This window comes from Flavobacterium cheonanense (assembly GCF_039539185.1).
Classification (GTDB): Bacteria; Bacteroidota; Bacteroidia; order Flavobacteriales; family Flavobacteriaceae; genus Flavobacterium; species Flavobacterium cheonanense.
Window position 1 is genome coordinate 192,384 of record NZ_BAABCT010000003.1, and the last position, 26,018, is coordinate 218,401.

Sequence of the window (26,018 nt, forward strand, 5' to 3'; positions counted from 1 at the left end):
TGTATAGTTAATTTTAACATACAAGCATGAAATTATGATTTAAAGAATTAATGATACATTAAATTTTATACACAATTTTGTCAATATCATAAAATCATTCATAAAATAATAACATATACATTATTCTCAAATTAACATTTCATCATTATTACTGACCGCATAATACTATATCACATTTCATAAATCATTATCTTTGCAAAAATTCTAATCTTGCTATGATTACAAAAGATTTTTCTAAACTTGAACCTAAAAAGAACATCTTAATAAAAGGTGCTGAAATTCACAACTTAAAGTCACTTGATGTTGCTATTCCAAGAAATAAATTGGTTGTAATAACAGGACTTTCAGGCTCGGGAAAATCATCTTTAGCATTTGATACTTTGTATGCCGAAGGTCAACGTAGATATGTAGAAAGTTTATCTTCCTATGCAAGGCAATTTTTAGGACGTTTAGACAAACCTAAAGTTGAATATATAAAAGGAATAGCTCCTGCAATTGCTATTGAACAAAAAGTAAATACTACCAATGCTCGTTCAACTGTTGGAACTTCTACAGAAATTTATGATTACTTAAAATTGCTTTTTGCTAGAATTGGTAAAACAATTTCTCCTGTTTCTGGAAACGAAGTTAAAAAAGATACTGTTTCTGATGTAATCAATAAAGTAAAAACATTCCAATTAGAAAGTCGTTGGCTACTTCTTGCTCCTATTCATTTAGAACAAGGAAGAAAACTAGAAGACAAACTAAAAGTTCTTCTACAACAAGGATTTGCTAGGATTTTGGTTAATAACGAAATGGTTCGTTTGGATGAAATTGACCAACATTCACTAGATAATAAAGACGTTTTATTAATTATTGATAGAATCATTGTTAAAGAGGAAGAAGAGTTCTTTAATCGCCTTTCTGATGCTATTCAAACTGCTTTTTTTGAAGGAAAAGGAGAATGCTATCTGCAAGATTTATCAAATAATAATCGTTTAGAATTCAGTTCTAATTTTGAATTGGATGGCATGACATTTTTAGAACCCAACGTTCACTTATTTAGTTTTAATAATCCTTATGGTGCTTGTCCTACTTGTGAAGGATATGGAAATATCATAGGAATTGATGAAGATTTAGTGATTCCAAATACTGCACTTTCAGTTTTTGAAAACGCTATTTATCCTTGGCGTGGCGAAAGTATGGGTTGGTACCGAGATGAATTGGTAAACAAAGCTTACAAGTTTGATTTTCCTATTCATAAACCATATTTTGAGCTTTCTGAACAACAAAAAGACTTGGTTTGGAAAGGAAACCAATATTTTCAAGGATTAAACGATTTCTTTAAGGAATTAGAGGAAAAAAACTATAAAATCCAGAATCGTGTGATGCTTTCGCGTTATCGTGGGAAAACCAAATGTAATGTTTGCAAAGGAAAACGTTTACGAATTGAAGCCAATTACATTCAAGTTGGTGGAAAAACCATTTCTGATTTAGTAGATTTATCAATCAAGAGATTAATTCCGTTTTTTGCTGATTTACAATTGTCTGATTATGATAAAACGGTTGCCAAACGACTTTTAATTGAAATCAATAGCCGATTGGCTTTCTTGAGTAACGTTGGATTAGAATATTTGACTTTAAATAGAAATTCAGCAACGCTTTCTGGTGGAGAATCTCAGCGAATTAACTTAGCAACTTCGTTAGGAAGTAGTTTGGTAGGTTCGATGTATATTTTGGACGAACCAAGCATCGGATTACATCCAAAAGACACGGAATTATTGATTGGAGTTCTAAAAAATCTTCGTGATTTAGGAAATACCGTAATCGTTGTTGAACACGACGAAGATATTATGAAACAAGCCGATATGATTATTGATATTGGTCCAGAAGCCGGAACTCATGGTGGAAATTTAGTGGCACAAGGAACATTTGATGAAATTTTAAAATCAGATTCACTAACAGCTAAATATCTTAATGGAGAATTAGAAATAAAAGTTCCAAGAACACGTCGAAAATGGAATACTTATATAGATATTCTTGGAGCAAGAGAAAACAATTTACAGAATCTTGATGTTCGTTTTCCATTAGAGTGTTTAACCGTTGTAACCGGAGTTTCTGGAAGCGGAAAAAGTACTTTGGTTAAAAAAATATTATTTCCTGCGATTCAAAAAAGATTAGAAGGCGTAGGTGAAAAAGCCGGTCAATTCTCTGATATGCAAGGACATTATCACAGAATTCATCATATAGAATATGTAGATCAAAATCCAATAGGAAGAAGTTCGCGTTCTAATCCTGTTACATATATTAAAGCTTATGATGATATTCGTGATTTGTTTTCTAAAACTAAATTATCTAAAATTCGTGGTTATCAACCCAAACATTTTTCATTCAATGTAGATGGTGGAAGATGTGAAACTTGTAAAGGTGATGGTTCTATTAATGTAGAAATGGTTTTTATGGCCGATGTAGAATTACCATGTGAAACTTGTAACGGAAAACGATTTAAGAAAGAAATTCTTGAAGTAAATTTTGAAGGAAAGAACATCGATGACATTCTAACGATGACTATTGATGATGCCATTTCGTTCTTTAGCGAGCACAAACAAGCTAAAATTATGCAGAAGTTACAACCCTTGCAAGATGTTGGATTAGGCTATGTTCAATTAGGACAATCTTCTTCTACTCTTTCTGGTGGTGAAGCACAACGTATTAAATTAGCTTCATTTCTTGTAAAAGGAAATACCAAAGACAAAGCTTTATTTGTTTTCGACGAACCTACAACTGGATTGCATTTTCATGATATTCAAAAATTATTGACATCGTTTGAAGCTCTAATTGATAAAGGACATTCAATTATCGTTGTTGAACACAATCTTGATTTAATTAAATGTGCTGATTGGATCATTGATTTAGGTCCAGAAGGTGGTGAAAATGGTGGATTACTATTAGCAGTAGGAACTCCTGAAGATGTTGTGAAAAACAAAGCGTCGATTACTGGGAAATATTTGAAAGAGAAATTATAATTTTGCAAAAAAAATAAAACATGAAAAAAACTACAATTATTCTATTATTACTTTTGAGTTTATCAATTCAAGCTCAAAATTACACTTTTAGTAATCTAACAAATACTTACTCCAACTTAACAGGAACAACTTCTATAAGTAATGGTGAAATTTGGGATGATCCAGAATATGATTTAGTATTACCTTTTTCATTTACCATCAATGGTAATACAAACTCAAATTTTAAAGTTTATGATAGTTATATTGTTCAACAAACTACTGGTACGATTTTCCAAGCGGTTGCCTCATTTGCGACTGATTTGATTGATCGTGGTGATGGCGGTTCAACTTCATTATCACCTATTAGTTATAAAATTGATGGAGTTACTGGAAATAGAATTGCAAAAATAGAATTTAAAAATTGTGGATCATTCAACGATAATTCTCTTGCAATGTTTGTGAATTTTCAAATTTGGCTATATGAAGGAACTAATATTATTGAATATCGTTATGGTCCAAGTTTAGTAACAGATAGTGTGAGTTTTTATGGAGGCGATTCTGGTGCTATAATAGGAGTAAGCGGTGTTGATATTAATGATAATTTTTCAAATGCACATTTTTTAACAGGACAAGCTTCTAATCCTACTCTTGCAACTACTGATGTTACAATAACTGGAACTCCTGCGCCAAACACAGTTTACAGATTCACACCAACAACTTTAAATACTACTGAAATAAGTTCATCTTCAGTGACCTTGTATCCAAATCCTTTTAATGATTTTATTTTAATAGAAGGTTTGAAATCAAATTTTAGTTATGATATTTATAATGTTAGCGGAAAATTAATACAAAGTAATCAAGATGCTACTTCTGGAACTTTAATTGACACAAAATCATTTGAATCAGGAATTTATATTCTGAAAATTGTTTCTGAAAATGAAACTATTATAAAGAAAATAATCAAAATGTAATTTGTTTATTTTAATAAATCATAAAAAATGGCTTCTAAATTTAGAAGCCATTTTTATTAATCTATAACTACTTTTTTAGTAATTCTCTTGTCACCTACATTCAAAACACCTAAATAAATTCCTTTAGACAAATTGGAAACCGGAATAGATTCAATCAATTTTGCATTTTGAATAGGAATATTTAAAATTTCTTTTCCGTTGATATCTATTAAAGAAAAAGTATAATTAGTTTCTGTAATCGAACCTAAATTGATGTTTAAAATATCTTTTGTTGGATTAGGAAAGAAACTTACATTAAAATCAGAACTATTAGCATCTAATGATAATACTGTTGTACTTGCTCTAGCAAAATGCATTGTTGCGCCTATTGCAGCTTTGGCAACGTTATAATTATAAACAGGATCCATATTTACTAATAAATCGGTTGAAGTATGTCTGTGAGTTGTTTCGTTTGTTTCGTAAAAACCTGTAATAATATCGCTATTACTTTGAAATGATATATAATCTGAGCCATAAGCCGATGCTAATAAAGTATCTAATGGAGAATACAGTCCAACACAAGTTATAAGTTGATTGGTAAATGTATTTGATGCTGCATTATTTACTGTAGGTGATGAAGTATCGCGTTCACAAGTGATGGTATTGTTTACCATTCCGGCAACTCCTCCAACTTCGTCTAAATTGAAAACTAAACGAATATCCATTTTTGGAGTTGTAGAATTAACTACTGCAGAAACATAATTCTGACTTCCTTTTAATCCGTCTTCTTCTCCACTGAAATTGATGAACTTTATAGAATATTCTGTTGGTACATTTTGCAACAATCTTGCAATTTCAAGTATAGAAACTACTCCACTTCCGTTGTCATTTGTTCCTGTTCCTACAATTGAATCATAATGACCACAAACTATTAGAAATGTATTCGGATAAAGAGTTCCTATTTTTGTTACTACTAAATTTTTACAAACTGCTGTTGATCCAGTGTAAGTATAAGAATATTCTTGAAGTTGATTGGAAGTATATCCATAACTTAAGTATTTATTTTTTAACCAATCTAAAGTATTTTGTAAAGCTGGAGTTCCTCTTCTCTTAACGCCTAAAGCTTCATATTGGGTTAAATTGGTAGTAATGTTACTTTGAGAACATTGATTTACAACATTAGCATAAGCTTGCTCAAACGTTTGACCAAATGAATTGGTAGTTAATAATAAAGTAAAAACAATTAATAGTAGGTTTCGTTTTGTGAAATTCATAACAAAAAATGATAGTTATTTAGATAATGGAATCAAAAGTAATAAAATTTTGGTTACTTACTAAATTAATTTCTTAGAGATTAATTATTAAATAACAAATTGTTTTTCAATAGCTTAAAAATCATTAACAAATCGTTGACAAATCATTATAATGGCTTTGGCACACATGTTGGAATGTACTAAACATCAGAAAGATTATCTGATCGAAGAAGCTGAAAATCGAACGAGTAAGCAAAAGCTTTAAAACGATTTATTATGAGAACAATTACTTTATTAGTAGCAAGCATTTTGTTAACAACAAGTGTAACAATTGCACAAGAAACAAGAAGTTTAAATCACAACACAACTACAAGTTGTAATTTTGATGAACCAATTTCATTTACAGAACGAGGCATTGAGTTTTTCGTTTTTACCAATGGAGACTTTGATTTTAATACACGTCCAGATGACTCTCAAGGAGACCATCACTATAGATTAGCAGGAAAGAGAACTTCTGAAGTAAATAGAACCAATCCAGTGAACTTTGGTGTCTTAATTGAACATGATAGTTTTGGTAGAGTTCGTAGAGTTGGAAACACTTTCATCAACTACGATAGCCGTGATAGAGTTAGTAGAATTGGTTCAGTATATATGAGATACAACAGATTTGCTCTTACACAAGTAGGTGGAATGAGAATTGTTTACAACCGTCGTGGTGAAATAATCGACATGATTGGTCAAGTGAAAAGAAATAGTGGTTTTATATACAACAATAACGCTACTGCAACAAATTACGGAAACGGTAATAACGGAAATGGTTACTACTATTACAGAACAGACGGAACAAAAGCTTTAGTAGAAGATGATGCTACTAAAGAAGATAAAGAATAAAAGATTGATTGGTTGGTTAGGTTTGTTAAAATCCTGCGGATTCTGGGAAGATGATGCAGGATTTTTCATTCTGAACTTGATTCAGAATCTATTTCATTTCAGAATCTATCTTACTTTCTTCAAAATTGAGTTCATAACTTGATTTACTTCTTCAGAAATTTCTAATTTATAATTCAAAAACCAATAAAAAACAGAAATTAAAATAGATTTTAAACCAATATTAATTATTGCATGAAAAGGAAATTCCCAAAAGAAAAACAAAAGAAAACAAGCAATTAAAATCCCAAAAGAATAAGCTGTTTTGATTGTAAATGGATATAAATTCATCTTCTTTATTACATAAAATAACTTAATAGTATTGTAAATTATTATTGTCAATAATGTTGCAAATGCTGAACCTTCAATTCCATAAAGTGGAATAAAAATCATGTTCAAAACAATCATTAATACCACAGTCATAATTCCAAAAAGTAAAACCGTTCTATAATATTTTGTGTTCACAATTATAGCATTGTTATTTCCCAGCAAAACATCATAGAATTTACATAAACCAATCATAAAAACAACCCAAATTCCACCACTATATTCATCTGGAATTATTTTATACAATTCTTTGATATTCAAAAAGATAAGCATCATGATAAAACCACCAATTACTTGAAGGTTTATGGCACTTTTTTTATACAAATCATTCAATTCATCGTGTTTATTTTCTGCCATTAATTTTGCAGTAATTGGCGCAACTATTTGATTCATTGCTCTGTAAGGCACAATTATAACAGTTGAAATAAAAATAGCAACAGCGTATAAAGCATTTTGACTTATATCTTTATAAAACGGAATCATGACTTTGTCAAAATCGACAAGCATCACAGCAACACCTCCAGAAACAATTATAAAAAAGGAATATTGAATAATTTCTTTAATATTTGCAGGAATAACAAATTGCAAAACTGGCATTTTTACAGAAATTGCATAGAATTTCATGACAATTAGTTGAACAAAATAAGCAAACGCAATTCCATAAACACATGTTGACTTTTCAATTAAATCAAAATAAACAGCGAATAGCAAAAACATTACGATAACACGAATCAAAACTTCGCTAATCAAGTTTCCAATAACCGATTGCATGTGTACTTTCACCCAAGCATAATACACTTCAAAGTAAGCCATAAACAAACCAACGATTGGAATTAGCCAAAAATAAGGTTCTAAAGTAGGATTTTCGTTGAGCCAACCACTTGATATTGAATCATAAAAAATATAAAAAATCGCAGTAATAGGAATAATAAACGCCAAAGGTAAAAACAACATAAAAGTCAAAAACTCTTCTCTTTCTTTTTCTGTTTTATATTGCGAAAAGAAACGTATTAAAGTATTTTGAGCTCCAAAAGCCATCAATGGCATCATAATATTTGCTCCAGAAAGTATCGTTGCAACAATTCCATAATGTAATTTTCCTAGGAAATTAGTGTACAAAAACAACGCATTGATTGCACCAATTCCAAATCCAAAGAAAGTGATAATGGTGTTTTTAATAGATTGATTTTGAACGATTCCCATTTAAAGTTACAAATTACTAGTTATGAGTTTTGCGAGTTTTTCGGTCAAACTCTTTCGAGAATATTGTTGTAAACCAACCGGGTAAACTTGTAATTTCTTATCTAAATACAACTCAAAATTAGACAAAATAGTCTTTTTTAAGCGCTCTTTTTCATTGTAAGTAAAGAAAGTACCTGTATTAGTTGACGTGATGATTTCTGCAAAATCAGAATCTTTTGGTCCGATGGCGACTATTGGTCGTTCAGAAACCATATATTCAAATAATTTTCCAGGAATAATACTTTTGGTTTCTTCAGAATCAATTTCGATTAATAACAAAACTTGTGAAGCTTTCTGATGTTTTACAGCTTCTGAATGAGAAACATATCCTAAATTATTGAGATAAGCATCTAATTTAAATTCTGAAATTGAATCCAATATTTCTTGACTTACTTTTCCAATAAGTTTTAATTGAAAATGAGCTTTAAACAATTCATTTTCAGAAATCAATTCTTGTAAAGATTCCCACAAAATCTTCGGATTTCTGTCCGATAAAAACGAACCAATGTGTGCCAACGTAAACTTTTCATCTAAAGTTTGTTTTGGAACGTTTTCAACATCATAACCATTTGTAATAACTTCAATTGGCTTATTAGTAATAGCTTGAAATTCTGTTTTTGTCGTTTTACTTGTAACAATAATAATGTCAGCAGTATTTAAAACTTGATGTTCTAATGCTTTATGTTTTTTATCCGCATAAGAAGATAATTTCAACGCTTTATGATAACCAATGGTAGTCCAAGGATCACGAAAATCGGCAAACCACTTCACTCCTAGTTCTTGTTTTAATTTCAAACCAATTAAATGCAATGAATGTGGTGGACCAGAAGTTACAATGGTATCAATATTATTTTCTTGAATGTATTTTTTTAAATAAGTCACAGAAGGATTTACCCAAAATTTACGTGCATCAGGAATAAATAAATTGCCTCGAACCCAAAGCATCATTTTTTCAACAAAACTTTGTTTTTTAGCTGCAGGAATAATTCCTGAGCTTATTTTTTTGGTTTCTTTTTTAGATAAAAATCCGGCTAATTGATAAGGTTCGAATATTTTATTTTTAAGAATAATTGCTTTATCAGAAACTTCACTCATCAAACCTTCATCTACAATAGGATAAGTTGGATTTTCAGGAATATAAACTATGGGTTGAACATTAAAATCGGGCAAATATTTTACAAATTTTAACCAACGTTGTACACCTGGTCCGCCAGCAGGAGGCCAATAGTAGGTTATGATTAAAAGTTTTTTTTGTTCCGCTTCCAAAATTATAAATTAGAATTTTTATTAATTTTTTCTAACTCTTCAATATCTAAAATATCTTTTGGACGATTGGTAGCTTTTTTGGCTTTAATAAGGTTTTCGTAATCTAAAAAGTAGACAGGAATTCCACTAATTTCAGTAACATAAGCTTTATCAAGTAATTCTTGAAAATCTTGATTCTCTAGACCTTTGACAGAAGTCATGATATCTAATCGCAGATTAAAATTTAAGGAAATATCTGTCCAACCTGGAATAAATTGCATAGTCTTTATATTTTCAAAATCTCCAATTCCTGATTGTTTCAAAGCTTCTCGTAAATTCTCGCGATTTTCAATTGAATCTTCGATAAAGATATCAATATCACCTGTATTTCTTCCGTAACCATATATGTTTACGGCAAAACCACCAATGGTCAAATATTTGACTTTGTTCAAAGAAAAATACTTCCAAATTTCAATTATTTGACTATTCATTTACTTACTTTGATATTTTTTTGGAAGTTTTTAAAAGATAAGATAGCTCAATAATAGCCATCAATTTTTCAAAACGTTGTTGAGGCGTCATTTTTCTAATCTCATCAAGATAACGTTCTTCCATTTTAGAAGGATGAGCATGATTTAGTTTTTTTGCTTCCATTTTTATTGAAACTAATAATCAAATTTACAAAAATTTAGCCTTACAATTGTTTTTTCTTCTTTCTATCTAAATATATTCCACCAACCAAAAGTAACATCATTCCAATAAAACTAACTAAAGCAATCATGCTTCCAGTTTTTACAACTTGAGGCTCAAACTTGAATTCAATTTTATGATTTCCAGCCGGAATGTTTAATCCTCTTAAGGCATAATTTACTTTTAAAATTGGTTCTTCTTTTCCGTCAATAGTTGCAATCCAACCATTCTTGTAATACATTTCAGAAAACACTGCAAAACCTTTGCTCTTATTATTTGAAGTGTATTTTAAATGATTTGGTTTGTATGATGTAAGTTTGATTGTTGCAGTTGTGTCTTTAACAAATTTTTGACGCCATCCATCATTAACCATTGGTTCAACTGTAAATACTGCTTTATTTTTTGTGTCTAATTTATCTAATGCCTTCATTTCCTCATCAGCCGAATTAACTTTTTGCAAATCATACACAAACCAAGCGTTTCCATTAGCATCTGGATTTAATGTTGGAAACTCTTCGCCTTTATCATTAGTTTGGATGATGTATTTTACATTCAACATATCAATTACCTCTTTGTTGTTTTTGGCAATTTGATAGTCAAATAATTCTTGCATTGCTCTTGGTTTAACAGCACTATAACCACCAATTGATTTGTGAAAATACGACGCACGAGCACTTGACAAATTTCCTTCAACTTCTAAAACTCTATAATGTGTTGTATCTTGAAGTATTTGCATATCGGAAGTTGTTGGTTCAAATGGAACATCCACTTCTCTTGCGCTTACAAAATCTCTACTACTAACATACTTTTTATCCACAAAAAACAAATCGGAAACCATAAGAATTCCAACAAGAATAATCGCTGTAGATTGAGCCATTTTATTTTTGGTATACATCCAAAGTACTAAAGCAGCCAAAACAATAAAGAATCCTGAACGAAGTAAATCTGCCGAATACATAGTTCTTCTATCGGCTCTAACGGCATCTATAAAACCAATTCCAAACGATTTATCTTGACTTTGACTCAACATTTGGCGTAAATCTCCATCCATAGTTCCAACAAAATCAAATGCTCCTTTACATACAAATAAAACTATTATTAAACCTAATGAAGTTGCCGCAGCTTTCCACAAACTATCCCATTGTTTATCTTTATTTGTTGTAAAAAACGAATGAAGTCCCATAACAGCCAAAATAGGAATACACAATTCCAAAATAACTTGTATTGAAGAAACCGCTCTAAACTTATCATACATTGGCATGTAATCGATAAATAAATCGGTAATAATTGAGAAGTTTTTTCCCCAAGAAAGCATTAATGAAACGATTGCTCCTACTAGAAAAACATACTTAAGTTTTCTCTTATCGTGAAACATTGCCAAAACAAACAAAAAGAAAACTATAGCTCCAATGTAGGCTGGTGCTGCAACACTTGGTTGTTCACCCCAATAAGTTCTTGCATAATAGGAAGTAAACTGTTTAGCTTCTCCTTCTGATGCCCCATATTTTAACATGTAATCGTAAACTGCTGAATTTTCATCAAGCTCTTCTGCACTTCCTCCTCCGAAAAGTCTTGGTGCAATTAAATTAAAACTTTCAGCAATTCCATAACTATACTCATTTATGTATTCCTTATCTAATGTAGAAGTACTTTCTTTTTTAGTTCCATCTGGTTGTAATTTTAAGTCGCTTTTTCCTCTAGTACTAAAATCGGCATATTCTTTTGTTGCTAGTAAACCAGTTGCATTAGAACCTATTGCAAAAATTAACGCAACTGCAAAAGTTCCTACAACATTTAACAAAGGTTTAAACTCTTTATTTTTGATAAACTTATAGGAGTAATAAATTCCTAAACCAATAAGAACAATCAACAAATAATACGTCATTTGAAAGTGATTGGCATTGATTTCTAAGGCAACAGCAAACATTGTCAGCATTCCTCCATAGAAAAATCTTTTCTGAAAAACCATGATTACACCTGCAACAACCAATGGCATATAGGCTATTGCATGTGCTTTAGCATTATGTCCGACGCCAAGAATAATTATCAAATAAGTAGAAAATCCGAAAGCTAAAGCACCGAAAAAAGCTTTTAATGGATCGATTTTCAAGACCAACATCAATCCATAAAATCCTAAGAAATATAGAAACAAATAATCGGCAGGACGAGGTAAAAATCGTAAAGCATCATCTATATTACCAATAAAATCATTTGGATATTTTGCTCCCAACTGATATGTTGGCATTCCTCCAAAAGCGGAATTGGTCCAATAGGGTTCAGCATTTTCAGATGCTCTAAAGTCATTTTGCTCTTTAGCCATAGCCGTATATTGCACAATATCTGATTGAGATATCTTTTTCCCTTGCAATACAGGATAAAAATAAATTAACGCAATTAGAATAAAACCACCAATGGCAAGTATATGAGGATATAATTTTTGAAGTTGCTTCATTTTAAATATTAGATTTTTGATATTAGATGTTAGATTTTAAACATTCTAACTTTAAACAATTTTAGTTAATCAACTTCTTCATAATCTATATATTCACCAACTTTTTTTGTTTCACGAGGTTTATCGCTTTTTGTTGATGTATTGTAATTATCTTGATATTGTTGATTTTGTTGCTGTGCTTGTTCTTGAAACTGTTGGGTTGCTTTTTCAACCACTTTTTTAGCAATCACTGGTAAAAATAAACGTGCTAAAAACTTAATAATGTAATAAATAGCTATTAAATAAAATAACATTTTTACAACACCTCTAAAATCTGCTTCTTGCATAAAATAAAAATTTTGTCAAAAATACTAAATTCCCACATTCAAAATTAGCATTAGCTCTTAAATAAATAATAAATTAATAGTACATTTGAATTTCTAAATCAAAATAGCAAACTCTCATAAAATGAAAATAAATCTTTTTGCTCTTTTTATTGTACTTACAACGATTACTAAAGTTAATGCTCAGCATACTGATGTTATTAATTCTAATCGTCCTGGAGAGTCTATGTCTGCATTTGCTGTTGGAAAAACTGTCATTCAAATTGAATCTGGTTTGAGTTATGTTAATGAAAAGCATAGTATTTTAGATTATAGTGCTACCGGATTCAGTGGAGATTTTAATGTAAGATATGGCTTTTTTAAAGAACAATTGGAAACAATTTTAGAGTTAAACTATCAAAATGACACGTACACTTCTGATGATTTTATAGAATCCACAAGAAAAGGATTAAAAACTTCAACCCTTGGATTAAAATATTTGGTTTATGATCCATTTAAAAATTATGAAGAAAAAGTAAATTTATACAGTTGGAAAGCCAATTATAAGTTTAAATGGCGTCAATTAATTCCTGCGGTTTCTGTTTATGCTGGTGCTAATTTGAATTTCAGTTCCAATCCATTCTTATTTGGTGGTGAAGAGATTAGTAGAATTAGTCCTAAAGGTATGTTGATTACTCAGCAAATTTTTCCTGGAGCTTGGGTTTTTGTTACCAATGTATTTATTGATAAAGTTGGAACTAACAATCAAACACTTGGTTATATTGCAACTTTAACCAAAGGATTTAATGATAAATGGTCAGCTTATCTAGAAAATAAAGGACTTCAAGGAGATTATTATGCTGATGGTTTCTTCTCAACTGGAGCAGCTTATTTAGTAAATGAAAACCTTCAAGTTGATGCTTATGTAAGTAAAAACTTCAAAACAACTCCTGATTTTTTATTTGCTGGATTTGGACTTTCTTGGCGTTCTACTACTAATTACAAAGATGTTATGATTAGAGCTCCAAAAGGTGACAAAAAGAAAGACAAGAGTAAAAAAGACAAAGAAAAAGATAAAAAGAAAAAGCGTCTAGACGAAGTTCAAGTTGAAAAACCATAATCAAAAATGATTACAATAATTGAAGCCAATACTAAGGCGTTATTAAAAGACTATGTAAAGTTTCCGTTTTCATTATACAAGAATCATCCTTATTGGGTTCCGCCATTAATAAAAGATGATTTAGAAACATTTGATAAAACTAAAAATCCAGCATTTCATAGTGCCGAAGCTTATTTTTATTTGGCTTACAAAGACAATAAAATAGTAGGAAGAATTGCAGCAATCATCAATTGGGATGAAGTAAACGACCAACAAAAAAAGAAAGTTCGTTTTGGTTGGTGGGACGTTATTGATGATATAGAAGTAACAAAAGCGTTACTTGAAAAAGTATATGAATTAGGAAGAAAAAACAATTTAGAATATGTTGAAGGTCCAATGGGATTTTCAAATTTGGATAAAGTTGGCGTTCTAACCGAAGGTTTTGACGAAATGGGGTCCATGATAACTTGGTACAATTATCCTTATTACAAAGAGCATTTGGAACAATTAGGATATGTTAAAGAGAAAGAATATCTCGAAAATAAATTTCCTTTTGAAAATGTAAAACCTGAGTTTTTCTTTAAAATTCAAGAGCTAATTAAGAAACGTTACCAACTGAAACCAGTAAATTTCACCAAAACAAAAGACATCATGCCTTATGTTGATGAGATGTTTGATGTTTTTAATGAATCGTATGCAAGTTTATCTTCGTTTGTAGCAATTACAGAAGTTCAGAAAGAATATTTCAAAAAGAAGTACATCAGTTTTATTAATCCAGAGTACATCAAGTTTGTTTTGGATAAAGACGATAAAATGGTTGCATTTAGTATTGTAATGCCGAGTTTTTCGGAAGCATTGAAAAAAGCTAACGGTAAATTATTTCCTTTTGGATTTTATCATTTATTGAAAGCTAAAAGAGAAAGTAAAGACGTTTTATTCTACTTAATTGGAGTTTTACCAGAATATCAAAACAAAGGTGTAACTGCAATAATTTTTAATGAATGTTACAATACATTTACCGAAAAAGGAATTAAAAACTGCATAAGAACTCCTGAATTAGAAGACAATACAGCAATCCATCAAATATGGAAGCATTTTGATCCTGTGATTTTCAGAAGACGTAGAACTTATAAAATTGATTTATAGAAACAAAAAATCCATCATTGCTGATGGATTTTTTTATGAAATATATTGTAAAAAATTATTCTACATTTTCAACACTTGCTTCTGCAATTTTAGCATAGGTTCCGTTTACTAATTTCTCACGAATAGCTTCAAATGCTGCTAAAGTTTCATCAATATCAGCCAAAGTGTGAGAAGCTGTAGGAATCATTCTTAATAAAATTATTCCTTTTGGAATTACAGGGTAAACCACAATTGATAAGAAGATACCATAGTTTTCTCTCAAGTCATTTACCATAATCATTGCTTCAGGAATTGAACCTTCAAGGTAAACAGGAGTTACACATGTATTTGTATCACCAATATTAAAGCCTTTAGCTTTTAATCCACCTTGTAAAGCATTTACGTTTTCCCAAAGTTTATCTTTCAATTCTGATGATTTACGTAACAATTCCAAACGTTTTAAAGCACCAACTGTTTGAATCATTGGTAATGCTTTTGCAAACATTTGTGAACGTAAATTATATTTTAAATAATCAATAATATCTTTATCAGCAGCTAAGAAAGCACCAATACTCGCCATTGATTTTGCAAAAGTCGAAAAATAAACATCAATTCCATCTTGACAACCTTGCTCTTCTCCTGCTCCAGCTCCAGTTTTACCTAAAGTACCAAAACCATGAGCATCATCAACTAATAAACGGAAATTGTATTTCTTTTTCATTTCTACAATTTCTTTCAACTTTCCTTGTTGACCACGCATTCCGAAAACTCCTTCAGTGATAAATAAAATTCCACCACCAGTTTCTTCAGCTAATTTTGTAGCACGTTGAAGATTTTTCTCCATGCTTTCAATGTCATTGTGACGGTAAGTAAAACGTTTTCCCATATGCAAACGAACACCATCAATGATACATGCATGCGCATCAACATCATAAACAATAACGTCATTTTTAGTAACCAATGCATCAATACATGACATAATTCCTTGGTAACCAAAATTCAATAAATAAGCAGATTCTTTCATAACAAAAGCCGCTAATTCATTCTCTAATTGTTCGTGAGCATTGGTATGACCACTCATCATTCTTGCTCCCATTGGGTAAGCTGCACCATATTGAATGGCTGCATCAGCATCTGCTTTTCTTACTTCTGGATGATTAGCAAGACCTAAATAGTCATTCAAACTCCAGTTTAAAATATCTTTTCCTTGAAATTGCATTCTTGGACCTAATTCTCCTTCTAGTTTAGGAAACACAAAGTATCCTTCTGCTTGTGAAGCCCATTTTCCTAATGGTCCTTTATTATTTTGTATTCTTTCAAATAAATCTTTTACCATGATAAATAAGTTGTTAAAAAACGATGCAAAAGTAGTGATTATTTTTTTATTGGTTTAGAAATATTTATATCAATTTTAAATGACATTAAAAAATACATAATAATCAAAAAAGCAGCTATAAAAAGCTGCTTTTTCTCACATTTAATTCTAATAACTCCTTTAATACCTTGTGAATAAAAAAGACCCCAAATCAATTTATACCTTAGAAAAAATCTAAACGAAGAATGTGGCATCAAGGAATTATTATTTTTTTTGCTAAAACTTGTAGAATTTTAAAAATCCTCTGTATAACAAAAATTAACCTAACTACTTGGGACAAATTTAAGTTCCATTTTTGAAATAGAATAGCGTAGTTTTACGTGCTTTTTCAAATAAGAAATCTAAATTTGTATTTAAAATATTTACACATGAAACTAGTTTTTGCCTCCAACAACAAAAATAAAATAAAAGAAATCCAACTTCTTGTTCCAAATTCTATTCAAATTTTAAGTCTTGATGACATTGGTTGCACAGAAGAAATTCCAGAAACTGCTGACACTATTGAAGGAAATGCGATTTTGAAAGCCATTTATGTTACAGAGAAATATGGATATGATTGTTTTGCAGACGATTCTGGTTTGGAAGTTGATGCACTCAATGGTGAACCAGGCGTTTTTTCTGCAAGATATGCAGGTGAACCTAAAAACGATGATAATAATATGAATAAATTATTATCAAATCTTAAAGATAAAACCAACAGAAAAGCCAATTTCAAAACTGTTATTTGTTTGAATTATAAAGGCAAACAACATCTTTTCACAGGAATTATTAACGGAAAAATCATTGAAGAAAAAATTGGAAACAATGGCTTTGGTTACGATCCGATTTTTGTGGCAAACGACTATTCAAAGACCTTCGCAGAACTTTCTATCGAAGAAAAATCAAACATTAGTCACCGTGGAATTGCAGTAAAACAGTTGATTGAGTTCTTGAAACTGTAGTCGGTCGCAGTCACAGTTTTCAGTAAAAAAATAGCACCCAATTACTTAAATCTAGACTGAATAGGAAAACTAATAGTTTGAATAAATCATAACTAATTAATTATCAATAGTTAACAAATTAGGCTATATGGTTTTTAAAGACTACCTTTGCACCCAATTTAAAATACTTTATGAATAAATTTGAACAATTAGGTCTGAATGAGTCGTTACTGCTGGCGATCAAAGATCTAGGATTTGAGAATCCGTCAGAAGTGCAAGAAAAAGCCATTCCAGTCTTATTGGAAAAAAACACAGACTTAGTAGCTTTAGCACAAACAGGAACAGGGAAAACAGCAGCATTTGGTTTTCCGCTAATCCAAAAAATAGATGCTGAAGACAGAAGCACACAAGCGTTAATTTTATCACCAACGCGTGAACTATGCTTACAAATCACCAACGAAATTAAACAATACTCTAAATACGTAAAAGGTATTAATACAGTGGCAGTTTATGGTGGTGCAAGCATTACAGAACAAGCCCGAGACATTAAAAGAGGTGCACAAATTATTGTGGCAACTCCAGGTAGAATGCAAGACATGATTAATCGTGGTCTTGTAAACATCAAAAACATCAATTTCTGTATTCTTGACGAAGCAGATGAGATGTTGAACATGGGTTTTTATGAAGACATTGTATCCATTTTATCGGATACTCCAGACGAGAAAAATACTTGGTTATTCTCTGCAACAATGCCTGCAGAAGTAGCAAGAATTGCAAAGAAATTTATGCACGATCCAGCAGAAGTTACTGTTGGTAGCAAAAATTCAGGTTCGGCTACAGTTTCTCACGAATTTTATTGCGTGAATGCTCGTGACCGTTACGAAGCTTTAAAACGTTTAGCCGATGCTAATCCAGATATTTTTTCTGTAGTTTTTTGTAGAACAAAACGTGATACACAAGCGGTTGCAGAAAAATTAATTGAAGACGGTTACAGTGCTGCTGCATTGCACGGAGATTTATCTCAAGCGCAACGTGATGGTGTAATGAAATCTTTTAGAGGTCGTCAAATTCAAATGCTTGTTGCGACAGACGTTGCTGCTCGTGGAATTGACGTTGATAACATTACTCACGTAGTAAATTATCAATTACCAGACGAAATTGAAACCTATAATCACCGTTCAGGTCGTACTGGTCGTGCTGGTAAATTAGGAACTTCTATCGTAATCATCACTAAAAGTGAGATTCGTAAAATTTCGTCTATCGAAAGAATCATCCAACAAAAATTTCAAGAAAAAACGATTCCTTCTGGAATGGAAATCTGCGAAATTCAATTGTTGCACTTAGCTAATAAAATTAAAGACACTGAAGTTGACCACGAAATAGACAACTATTTACCGGCAATCAACGAAGTTCTTGATGGTTTAACTAAAGAAGAATTAATCAAGAAAATGGTTTCTGTAGAATTCAACAGATTCATCAATTACTACAAAAAGAAACGTGATTTATCAGGTGAAAAAGGTAGTGAAAGAAGCGAAAGAAGTTCTGAACCAAGAGAAATTAGAGCTGGTGATCCAGTTAGATATTTCGTAAACATTGGTTCTAGAGACGATTTCGATTGGATGCAATTGAAAGATTTCTTGAAAGAAACATTAGATTTAGGTCGTGATGACGTTTTCAAAGTAGATGTAAAAGAAGGTTTCTCTTTCTTTAATACTGACGGAGAACATACTGATAAAGTTATGTCTGTCCTTAACGGATTTGACCTTAACGGAAGAAGAATCAACGTTGAAATTTCTAAAAACGATGGCGGAAGCCGTGAAAGACGTGACCATAATGGAAGAAGTGGTGGTGGTTTCGGTGGCGGAAGAAGCTCAGGTGGTTTTAGAGGCGATAGAAATTCTGGTGGCGAAAGAAGAGGTTCTGGAAGTTTCGGTCCAAGAAGTGGCGGAGACAGAAGTTCGGCTCCAAAACGTGAAGGTGGATTTTCATCAGACAGACCAGCAAGAGAAGGCGGTTTTAGAAGCGAAAGAAGTTCAGCTCCAAGAAGAGAACCAGGTTCGGCTCAAAGAGAAGAAAGAGCTCCAAGACGTTCTGATGACAATTCTGACAGACCAGCAAGTCGTTCTTTTGACGCTGCTAAAGTAAGAAGACCAAGAAGAAGCTAAGCTTTTTTTAGATAACAAATATTTAATTCCAAATTCCAATGATTTCTATTGGGATTTGGAATTTTTTTTTGTAATTTTATTGGATTGTTAATTTTCTTATAATAATTTACAAAACCTATCGAAATTCTTTAAGAGTTTTATACTTTTAAACTTTCAAACAGAAACATGAGATATTTTGCTCTAATTTTACTCTTCCTTTTCAACTCAAATGCTTTTTCGCAAGAGCTTTTGACGAAGAAGAAAGTGTATGGAACAGTAATAAACGGAACAACTTCTTTAGCATTACCCAATGCTAATATAATAAATATCAACAAAGTAAGAGGTTCTACAACCGATACAAAAGGTGCTTTTGAAATTGATGCCGATGTAAATGACACACTTCACATCACCATGATTGGTTTTCAATCCTTGAGAGTTAGAGTAACGAATGACTGGATTAAAAATGGTACAGCTAAATTAATACTTACAGAAAAAGCCATTGCACTTGAAGAAGTAAAAATAAAACGCTACAATCTTACCGGATATCTAGAAGTTGACTCAAAACTTATTCCTGAAGAAGAAAATTTCCGTTATAGTATTTCTGGACTTCCTGCTGCATATGAAATGGGTGAACGTTCACCAAATGCGTTTTCACGTGTGATGAATTCAATTTTCAATCCTGCCGATATGTTGTACAATTTCTTTGGTAAAAAACCTAAAGAACTCCGCAGGTTAAAGGAAATGAAGAAAGATGATACGGTAAAAAATCTTCTTGAAACCAAGTTTGACAGAGAAACGATTTGCATTTTATTAGGAGTAACTAAGAATGAAATTGCAGAAATTCTCCAACATTGCAGCTACTCAGAAGCATTTATACAAACAGCAAATGATTTACAGATTTTGGATGCCATAAGTCAATGTTATGAGCAATACAAAGTCTTAAAAAAATAAATTTCTTTTTTTATCTAAAACATTAAATCCTTGATTGTAAAAACGATTGAGGATTTTTTTATATTTACAAATGCTTATATGCATTTATAAGTATTTGTAAATATTTGCTTGTGGCACATATATGCAAGTTAGTAGCAAGTTTAAAAAATCTCAAATCAATGAAACAACTCTTTTCATTTCTTTTCTTTACTTCAATAATTTTTGGACAAAATAATAATCCAACTAAAAAAAATATTTTAGAATTATTAAAATATAATAATTTGAAAAGTTGGGTTTCTTGCAATCAAGATAGCCTATTTTTCAAGTCAGATACAATTTACTTTGATGATAGATTCGATTATATAAAATGTAACCAAACAATTACATGGAGTTTTGATAATTTAAAATCATTTTGGCAAGTTAATGGAAAGTCAAATGGAAATGGAACCAGTTCAACAATGATAATGACAGAAAAAGATCATTATAAACTAAAAATTACTGAACAAGAAAATGGAACTTTCCTCAAAATTTACAATAAAAAAACTTTAAAAAATACGTTTTTAGTTTTGAGTGCAGGATATAATCAAAATTTAAAACGAAATAGAATTGTTTTAATACGTATTTATAAAACCAGTTGCTAACATAGGTTTTTTTGCTTTTCTGCGCTTGAGCTTATTTGGATGTTTGGTATCTTATCTTTTTTCTTTTCCAACACGTTTTATTTTCAAAAGTTTTCGGTATATTTGTTAAAGTCAGTAACAATAAAAGCCACTGAATGCAAGCCAAATAACGTTATACAACATAATAAATGACAAAAAGAATTAAAATACTATTTTTTCTATTCCTGATTTGTAATTCAGCATTTAGTCATAAAAATACTTTTTTTAAAAAGAATTTTGGAAACATTGAATTAGTCTGTTCAACATATTATTATACCGAAGAGATGAACAAGAATTTGATTGTTGGTCAATATGCTCAAAAATTATCCGAATTATTAAATTACAACCAATCCATTCTAATTTTTTTAAATCAAGATGAAACGATTAGTTTTCGTGCATGGAGAAAAGATTCTAGTAGCAAAGATGAATCCGCAGATTTAAATATATTCATTGACTCTCCAGACAAGGATGTTTCAAGGTGTTTAAGCTATATTGAAAAAGTAATCTTAAATCGAGATAGATTAAAAAAAGAAAAATTTACTTTACAAAATTGGTATTATACAAATGATGTAAGTTTAATTGTTCAAGAAGTTTTAAGAACAAAAATTAATCGACCAAATGATATAGAACAACTTCCAAAAACAAAATTCTTCGATTACTATTTTCAAAATAATAGATTTCATGTCATATCAAACCAAAATTGTGGAATTAACGATTTGGGAACTTTTGACGATATTATTCAATTTGTTGAGCCAAAATATTACACTTTATGTATGTTCACTACAAAAAACATTTTGAAAATTTTTGAAACATCTTGTGATTACAATTTTAAAGACAATAAATATTATTTCAACTCTAAATCGACTGAATTAAAAATAGAGAAAAGGAAAGATTTTTTTACAAGTTTTAGGCCTTACAAAATAACAAGTCTTGGAAAAACTAATATAGTTATTGAAAGCATGTGGGGAGAAGATGTTTATCTTTATTGTTTATCAAGAAAAATTTTTATTGAAGATTTAGAAAAACAAATTGAAAAATAATTACGTTGTTAACCCCTAGTTCCGCAAAGATTCCTCATAAAATAATGCGCAAATCTCTCCTGACTTTGCGCATTTTTTTTATATTTGATAATCCAAACTAAAACAAAAAATGATAGAGGTAATTTTGCCTAATAAAGAAATCAATTAAAACCATTACTAAATGAAAAAAATAATAATCTGCATATTAATATTTACAATTGGAATATTTAAAATTAACGCTCAAAATTCTGAAAACAACAGAATAATAACATCTGTGAGTTTTGAAAAAGAAAAAATTATTTTAAACAATGTAAATTGTTACAATTATATAAGGGAAGGAAACGAATTTAAAATATTAGACTTAAATCAAAAAGAATTGATAATTGGAAAGGTTGAAAAAAACTCGAATGATGAATTTGAATGTGTTGTAACCTTTGTTGGAATAAACAAACAATTTAGTAACAAAAAAATGATAGGTCGAAATGGAATTATTTTTGGACTTGTAAACAATAATGTTATTGAAAAGAATTTTGAATTTAATATAGAAAAATTAAACAAATTTATTGAAGAATTTAACGAATTAAAATAAAAGACTTCCCATAAAATGCTGCGCAAATCTCTCCTGAATTTGCGCATTTTTTTATATTTGATAAAACGTAATCGATAAGCTAATTCGTCAAGTAAAAATAACAAGAATCCTTTCAACACCAATATTTACTCTTTATTTTACAAAATTTACATTTTTATTTACAATCCAAATTACTAGGTCTGAAAAATATCAAACTATATTCGCTTAATCAATTTTAAAAGAATATGAAACCTATGAAAAAAAGCCTCTTTTTCCTGATTTTACCGCTGGCTGTGGTAATCGGACTAGTATTTACTAATTGTGAAATAAAAAGTAAAACAAAGCCATCCCAAAAGCAGTTGGCCGTTGCTAAAAAGAAAGACCCAATAGCAGAAAAGAAAAAATGGGAAGCATCACCAGATGGTATAATGTACAAAAAATGGGAAGATTCTCCTGAAGGCAAAAAAGTGAGTGCCAGTTATGATAAAATAAGCAAGAATATAGAAGCTTTCAGCGATATGGAAGCTGTGGTAACCTCTGTTACTTTTCAGCGCGAAAACGCTTCACCATCAGGTCCAAAATGGCTTATCGTAAAGATTGGTGACGAAGATTACATGATGCAATTTGTTACAGAAGAATTTGAGCAGTTAAAAAGTCTTAAAGTCAACGACAAAATAATTGTAAAAAGCCGCAGTGCAGGATGTTCGCCTAATCATCCCTATTTGATAATATCAAGTGACTACATTGCGAAAGACAATAAGGTACTTTACAAACGTGACCTTAGTAAAAATAATGGTTGCTAAAGATAAAAACCATCCATAATGAGTTCTCATAAAAAACTGCGCAAATCTTATGACTTTGCGCAGTTTTTTCATTAACAAATCCCAATCGCAGTAAGTTATTTACTAAGATTTGAATAATAGCGTTCCTCAATTCGTTTAATATCTTTGATAGAATTTCTAGCCCAATCCAATCGTTTTTCAAGAATTTCTTCTTCGGTTAGTTGCCAATTGATATTCGATAGACGCAATCTATTGGTAATATCTTGAATGATAATTGCCGCGGAAACCGAGATATTTAAACTCTCTGTAAAGCCAACCATCGGTATTTTGATATAACCATCGGCTTGGTCAATAACTTCTGGCGAAAGTCCTTCTTTTTCAGTTCCAAAGAAAATAGCGCTTCGTTTTGTTATATCAAATTCGTGAATCAAGCACGAATCATTGTGTGGCGTTGTAGCGATAATTTGATAACCTTTTTCACGCATAGCATCCATGCAACTTTGCACCGAGTTGAATCGGTTTACATCAACCCATTTTTGTGCGCCCATGGCAATTTCGGCATCGATTCTTTTACCAAATTTTTCTTCAATAACATTCAATTGTTGTATACCAAAAACTTCACAACTGCGCATCACAGCACTGGTATTATGCAACTGAAAAACGTCTTCCATTGCAATCGTAAAATGATTAGTTCTATTCTTTAAAACCTCTAAAAAGCGTTCTTTTCTGTTTTCAGTAAGGATATCTTCTAAATATGCTAAGTAATCTAAATCGACCATTTTAAAAAATTAATTTTGGCAAAAATAGTAAAAATGCTTAGTTTTAAGTCCAAATGAAAAAGATGAAAAAATTAGTAGTTTTAACAGGCGCAGGAATTTCTGCAGAAAGTGGTATCAAAACCTTCCGTGATGCTTATGGATTATGGGAAGGTCACGATGTTATGGAGGTCGCTTCTCCTGAAGGTTGGCGCAATAATCAAGAATTAGTTTTAGATTTTTACAATCAAAGACGAAGACAATTACATCAAGTAAAACCTAATTTAGGACACCAAACTTTAGCAGATTTAGAAAACGATTTTGACGTTCATATCATCACACAAAACGTAGATAATTTGCACGAACAAGCTGGAAGCACAAAAGTTTTACATCTTCATGGCGAACTTTTAAAAGTGAGAAGTGTAAAAGACAGAAATTACATTTTAGATTGGTCACACGATTTAAAAACTGGTGATGTTGATAAAAACGGACATCAATTACGACCACATATTGTTTGGTTTGGTGAAGATGTTCCAGCGCTTGAAGAAGCTTTGCAAATTATTCAAACTGCAGACATTATTGCCGTAATTGGTACTTCATTACAAGTATATCCAGCAGCAGGATTGATTCATTACGGACAACCAAACACGCCTATTTATTATATTGACCCAAAACCTGCAACGATTTATGAATTAGCCAATCCGCTAGAAGTAATTCCTATGAATGCAACCGAAGGTGTTCCGTTTTTGAGAGAAAAATTGCGAAGAAGAGAATAGAAAACAGAGAATAGAAAATAGATTATATAGATAGTCTATTTTCTTTGTTCTATATTCTATATTCTAAAATCGTTTAACTATTTTTGCAACTTCTAATTAAATAGATTCTGAATCGAGTTCAGAATAAACAACACAACACAATGCAACTAACAGAATTAAACGCTATTTCACCAATTGACGGAAGATATAGAAGTAAAACCGTTTCCTTATCACCATTTTTTTCGGAAGAAGCTCTTATAAAATATCGAGTTTTAATTGAAGTGGAATATTTTATTGCTTTATGCGAAGCCGATTTGCCACAACTTTCAGGTGTAAACAAATCTGTTTTTGATGCCTTACGTAAAATTTATACCAACTTTTCAACCGAAGATGCACTTTGGATAAAAGAAACCGAAAAAACGACTAATCACGACGTAAAGGCTGTTGAATACTTTATCAAAAGTAAATTTGATGCATTAGGATTAGAAACGTTCAAAGAATTCATTCACTTCGGATTAACATCTCAAGATATCAATAATACTGCGATTCCTTTATCAACAAAAGAAGCTTTTGAAAAAGTATATTTACCAAGTTTGATTGCAGTAATTGCAAAATTAAAAGAACTTTCTGTAGAATGGAAAGACGTTCCCATGTTAGCGAGAACACATGGCCAACCAGCTTCTCCTACTCGATTAGGAAAAGAGATTTTGGTTTTCGTAGAACGTTTAGAAGAGCAAATGCGTTTGTTATTTAATGTTCCATTTGCGGCTAAATTTGGTGGAGCAACAGGTAATTACAACGCACATCATGTAGCTTATCCAAACACCGATTGGAAAAAATTCGGAACCGATTTCGTAGAATCAACTTTAGGATTACAACATTCTTTTCCAACAACACAAATAGAACATTACGATCATTTTGCAGCATTTTTTGATGCTTTAAAACGAATTAACACCATCCTTATTGACTTAGATAGAGATATTTGGACGTATGTTTCGATGGATTATTTCAAGCAAAAAATTAAAGCAGGAGAAATTGGTTCGTCAGCAATGCCACATAAAGTGAATCCAATTGATTTTGAAAACTCTGAAGGAAATTTAGGAATTGCAAATGCTATTTTCGAACATCTTTCTGCTAAATTACCAATTTCAAGATTGCAACGCGATTTGACTGATAGTACGGTTTTAAGAAACATAGGAGTTCCAATGGGACATACTTTAATAGCATTTGAAGCTACTTTGAAAGGTTTAAATAAATTGGTTTTAAACGAAGTTAAATTTGAAGAAGATTTAGAGAAAAACTGGGCTGTTGTAGCCGAAGCAATTCAAACGATTTTACGTCGTGAAGGTTATCCAAATCCTTACGAAGCCTTGAAAGATTTAACTCGAACTAATACTATTATCAATAAAGAAGCGATTCATAATTTCATTCAAACACTAAACGTTTCTGATGAAATTAAAGTGGAATTGATGCAGATAAGTCCTAGTAATTATTTGGGAATCTAATAACTAAGCA

At 31.0% G+C, this 26,018-nt stretch carries 23 protein-coding genes; 14 read left to right on the plus strand and 9 right to left on the minus strand.

Annotation, left to right across the window (positions count from 1 at the left end; translation table 11 throughout):
- Positions 1-215 precede the first annotated feature (215 nt).
- Together uvrA and ABD766_RS07765 are read left to right on the plus strand one after the other, a co-directional pair.
- Positions 216-3,005: an excinuclease ABC subunit UvrA gene (uvrA, locus tag ABD766_RS07760; protein ID WP_344816138.1), complete on the plus strand. Its 2,790-nt coding sequence runs from the start codon at positions 216-218 to the stop codon at positions 3,003-3,005.
- A gap of 20 nt (positions 3,006-3,025) precedes the next feature.
- Complete coding sequence (locus ABD766_RS07765) at positions 3,026-3,955, plus strand: T9SS type A sorting domain-containing protein (protein WP_344816139.1); 930 nt, start codon at positions 3,026-3,028, stop codon at positions 3,953-3,955.
- A gap of 56 nt (positions 3,956-4,011) precedes the next feature.
- Here ABD766_RS07765 and ABD766_RS07770 read toward each other — a convergent pair whose 3' ends face one another.
- Positions 4,012-5,208: a M28 family peptidase gene (locus ABD766_RS07770; protein ID WP_344816140.1), complete on the minus strand. Its 1,197-nt coding sequence runs from the start codon at positions 5,206-5,208 to the stop codon at positions 4,012-4,014.
- A gap of 255 nt (positions 5,209-5,463) precedes the next feature.
- Here ABD766_RS07770 and ABD766_RS07775 point away from each other — a divergent pair, with 255 nt between their 5' ends.
- Positions 5,464-6,078, plus strand: coding sequence for a hypothetical protein (locus ABD766_RS07775; protein ID WP_344816141.1), 615 nt, complete (start codon positions 5,464-5,466; stop codon positions 6,076-6,078).
- A gap of 105 nt (positions 6,079-6,183) precedes the next feature.
- On the opposite strand, the gene ABD766_RS07780 is transcribed toward ABD766_RS07775, so the two are convergent.
- The 6 genes from ABD766_RS07780 to ABD766_RS07805 all read right to left on the minus strand — a co-directional run bounded on the left by ABD766_RS07780 (position 6,184) and on the right by ABD766_RS07805 (position 12,396).
- Positions 6,184-7,644: a lipopolysaccharide biosynthesis protein gene (locus ABD766_RS07780; RefSeq protein WP_298302321.1), complete on the minus strand. Its 1,461-nt coding sequence runs from the start codon at positions 7,642-7,644 to the stop codon at positions 6,184-6,186.
- Between the two features lie 6 nt (positions 7,645-7,650).
- On the minus strand, positions 7,651-8,949 hold the full coding sequence (locus tag ABD766_RS07785; RefSeq protein ID WP_344816142.1) for a glycosyltransferase family 4 protein: 1,299 nt from the start codon (positions 8,947-8,949) through the stop codon (positions 7,651-7,653).
- 2 nt (positions 8,950-8,951) lie between these two features.
- The gene (locus ABD766_RS07790; RefSeq protein ID WP_298302328.1) at positions 8,952-9,419 is read right to left on the minus strand and encodes a nucleotidyltransferase; all 468 of its coding nucleotides are present in this window, start codon (positions 9,417-9,419) and stop codon (positions 8,952-8,954) included.
- 4 nt (positions 9,420-9,423) lie between these two features.
- On the minus strand, positions 9,424-9,582 hold the full coding sequence (locus ABD766_RS07795) for a hypothetical protein (RefSeq protein WP_298302331.1): 159 nt from the start codon (positions 9,580-9,582) through the stop codon (positions 9,424-9,426).
- A 40-nt stretch (positions 9,583-9,622) separates the two neighbouring features.
- A complete protein-coding gene (locus tag ABD766_RS07800; protein ID WP_344816143.1) occupies positions 9,623-12,070 on the minus strand; it encodes a YfhO family protein in 2,448 nt (815 codons plus the stop codon).
- Between the two features lie 65 nt (positions 12,071-12,135).
- Positions 12,136-12,396: a DUF4834 domain-containing protein gene (locus ABD766_RS07805; RefSeq protein WP_298302337.1), complete on the minus strand. Its 261-nt coding sequence runs from the start codon at positions 12,394-12,396 to the stop codon at positions 12,136-12,138.
- A 121-nt stretch (positions 12,397-12,517) separates the two neighbouring features.
- Here ABD766_RS07805 and ABD766_RS07810 point away from each other — a divergent pair, with 121 nt between their 5' ends.
- Both ABD766_RS07810 and ABD766_RS07815 read left to right on the plus strand, forming a co-directional pair.
- Positions 12,518-13,492, plus strand: coding sequence for a transporter (locus ABD766_RS07810; RefSeq protein WP_344816144.1), 975 nt, complete (start codon positions 12,518-12,520; stop codon positions 13,490-13,492).
- Positions 13,493-13,498: 6 nt separating this feature from the next.
- Positions 13,499-14,617 (plus strand): RAD14 family DNA repair protein, encoded by a 1,119-nt coding sequence (locus ABD766_RS07815; protein ID WP_344816145.1) that lies wholly within the window; start codon positions 13,499-13,501, stop codon positions 14,615-14,617.
- Positions 14,618-14,672: 55 nt separating this feature from the next.
- Here ABD766_RS07815 and capB read toward each other — a convergent pair whose 3' ends face one another.
- Positions 14,673-15,932, minus strand: coding sequence for a cysteate-C-fatty acyltransferase (gene capB, locus ABD766_RS07820; RefSeq protein ID WP_344816146.1), 1,260 nt, complete (start codon positions 15,930-15,932; stop codon positions 14,673-14,675).
- Positions 15,933-16,339: 407 nt separating this feature from the next.
- Here capB and ABD766_RS07825 point away from each other — a divergent pair, with 407 nt between their 5' ends.
- From ABD766_RS07825 to ABD766_RS07855, 7 genes are all read left to right on the plus strand, one after another.
- Complete coding sequence (locus ABD766_RS07825) at positions 16,340-16,912, plus strand: non-canonical purine NTP diphosphatase (RefSeq protein WP_344816147.1); 573 nt, start codon at positions 16,340-16,342, stop codon at positions 16,910-16,912.
- Between the two features lie 170 nt (positions 16,913-17,082).
- Complete coding sequence (locus tag ABD766_RS07830; RefSeq protein WP_344816148.1) at positions 17,083-19,056, plus strand: DEAD/DEAH box helicase; 1,974 nt, start codon at positions 17,083-17,085, stop codon at positions 19,054-19,056.
- A 165-nt stretch (positions 19,057-19,221) separates the two neighbouring features.
- A complete protein-coding gene (locus ABD766_RS07835) occupies positions 19,222-19,986 on the plus strand; it encodes a carboxypeptidase-like regulatory domain-containing protein (protein WP_298303129.1) in 765 nt (254 codons plus the stop codon).
- A 158-nt stretch (positions 19,987-20,144) separates the two neighbouring features.
- The gene (locus tag ABD766_RS07840) at positions 20,145-20,606 is read left to right on the plus strand and encodes a hypothetical protein (protein ID WP_344816149.1); all 462 of its coding nucleotides are present in this window, start codon (positions 20,145-20,147) and stop codon (positions 20,604-20,606) included.
- A 167-nt stretch (positions 20,607-20,773) separates the two neighbouring features.
- The gene (locus ABD766_RS07845; RefSeq protein ID WP_344816150.1) at positions 20,774-21,664 is read left to right on the plus strand and encodes a hypothetical protein; all 891 of its coding nucleotides are present in this window, start codon (positions 20,774-20,776) and stop codon (positions 21,662-21,664) included.
- Positions 21,665-21,824: 160 nt separating this feature from the next.
- Entirely contained in the window at positions 21,825-22,232 is a 408-nt protein-coding gene (locus tag ABD766_RS07850) for a hypothetical protein (RefSeq protein ID WP_344816151.1), read from the plus strand.
- Positions 22,233-22,570: 338 nt separating this feature from the next.
- Positions 22,571-23,014 carry a hypothetical protein gene (locus tag ABD766_RS07855; RefSeq protein WP_344816152.1) on the plus strand — a complete coding sequence of 148 codons (444 nt, stop codon included), beginning with the start codon at positions 22,571-22,573 and terminating at the stop codon, positions 23,012-23,014.
- Positions 23,015-23,109: 95 nt separating this feature from the next.
- Here ABD766_RS07855 and ABD766_RS07860 read toward each other — a convergent pair whose 3' ends face one another.
- Positions 23,110-23,772, minus strand: coding sequence for a TrmH family RNA methyltransferase (locus tag ABD766_RS07860; RefSeq protein WP_344816153.1), 663 nt, complete (start codon positions 23,770-23,772; stop codon positions 23,110-23,112).
- Between the two features lie 62 nt (positions 23,773-23,834).
- Between ABD766_RS07860 and ABD766_RS07865 the strand changes: the two genes are divergently transcribed.
- Positions 23,835-24,524, plus strand: a complete 690-nt coding sequence (locus ABD766_RS07865) for an SIR2 family NAD-dependent protein deacylase (RefSeq protein WP_344816154.1) — start codon at positions 23,835-23,837, stop codon at positions 24,522-24,524.
- Between the two features lie 140 nt (positions 24,525-24,664).
- Positions 24,665-26,008 carry an adenylosuccinate lyase gene (purB, locus tag ABD766_RS07870; RefSeq protein ID WP_344816155.1) on the plus strand — a complete coding sequence of 448 codons (1,344 nt, stop codon included), beginning with the start codon at positions 24,665-24,667 and terminating at the stop codon, positions 26,006-26,008.
- Positions 26,009-26,018 lie beyond the last annotated feature (10 nt).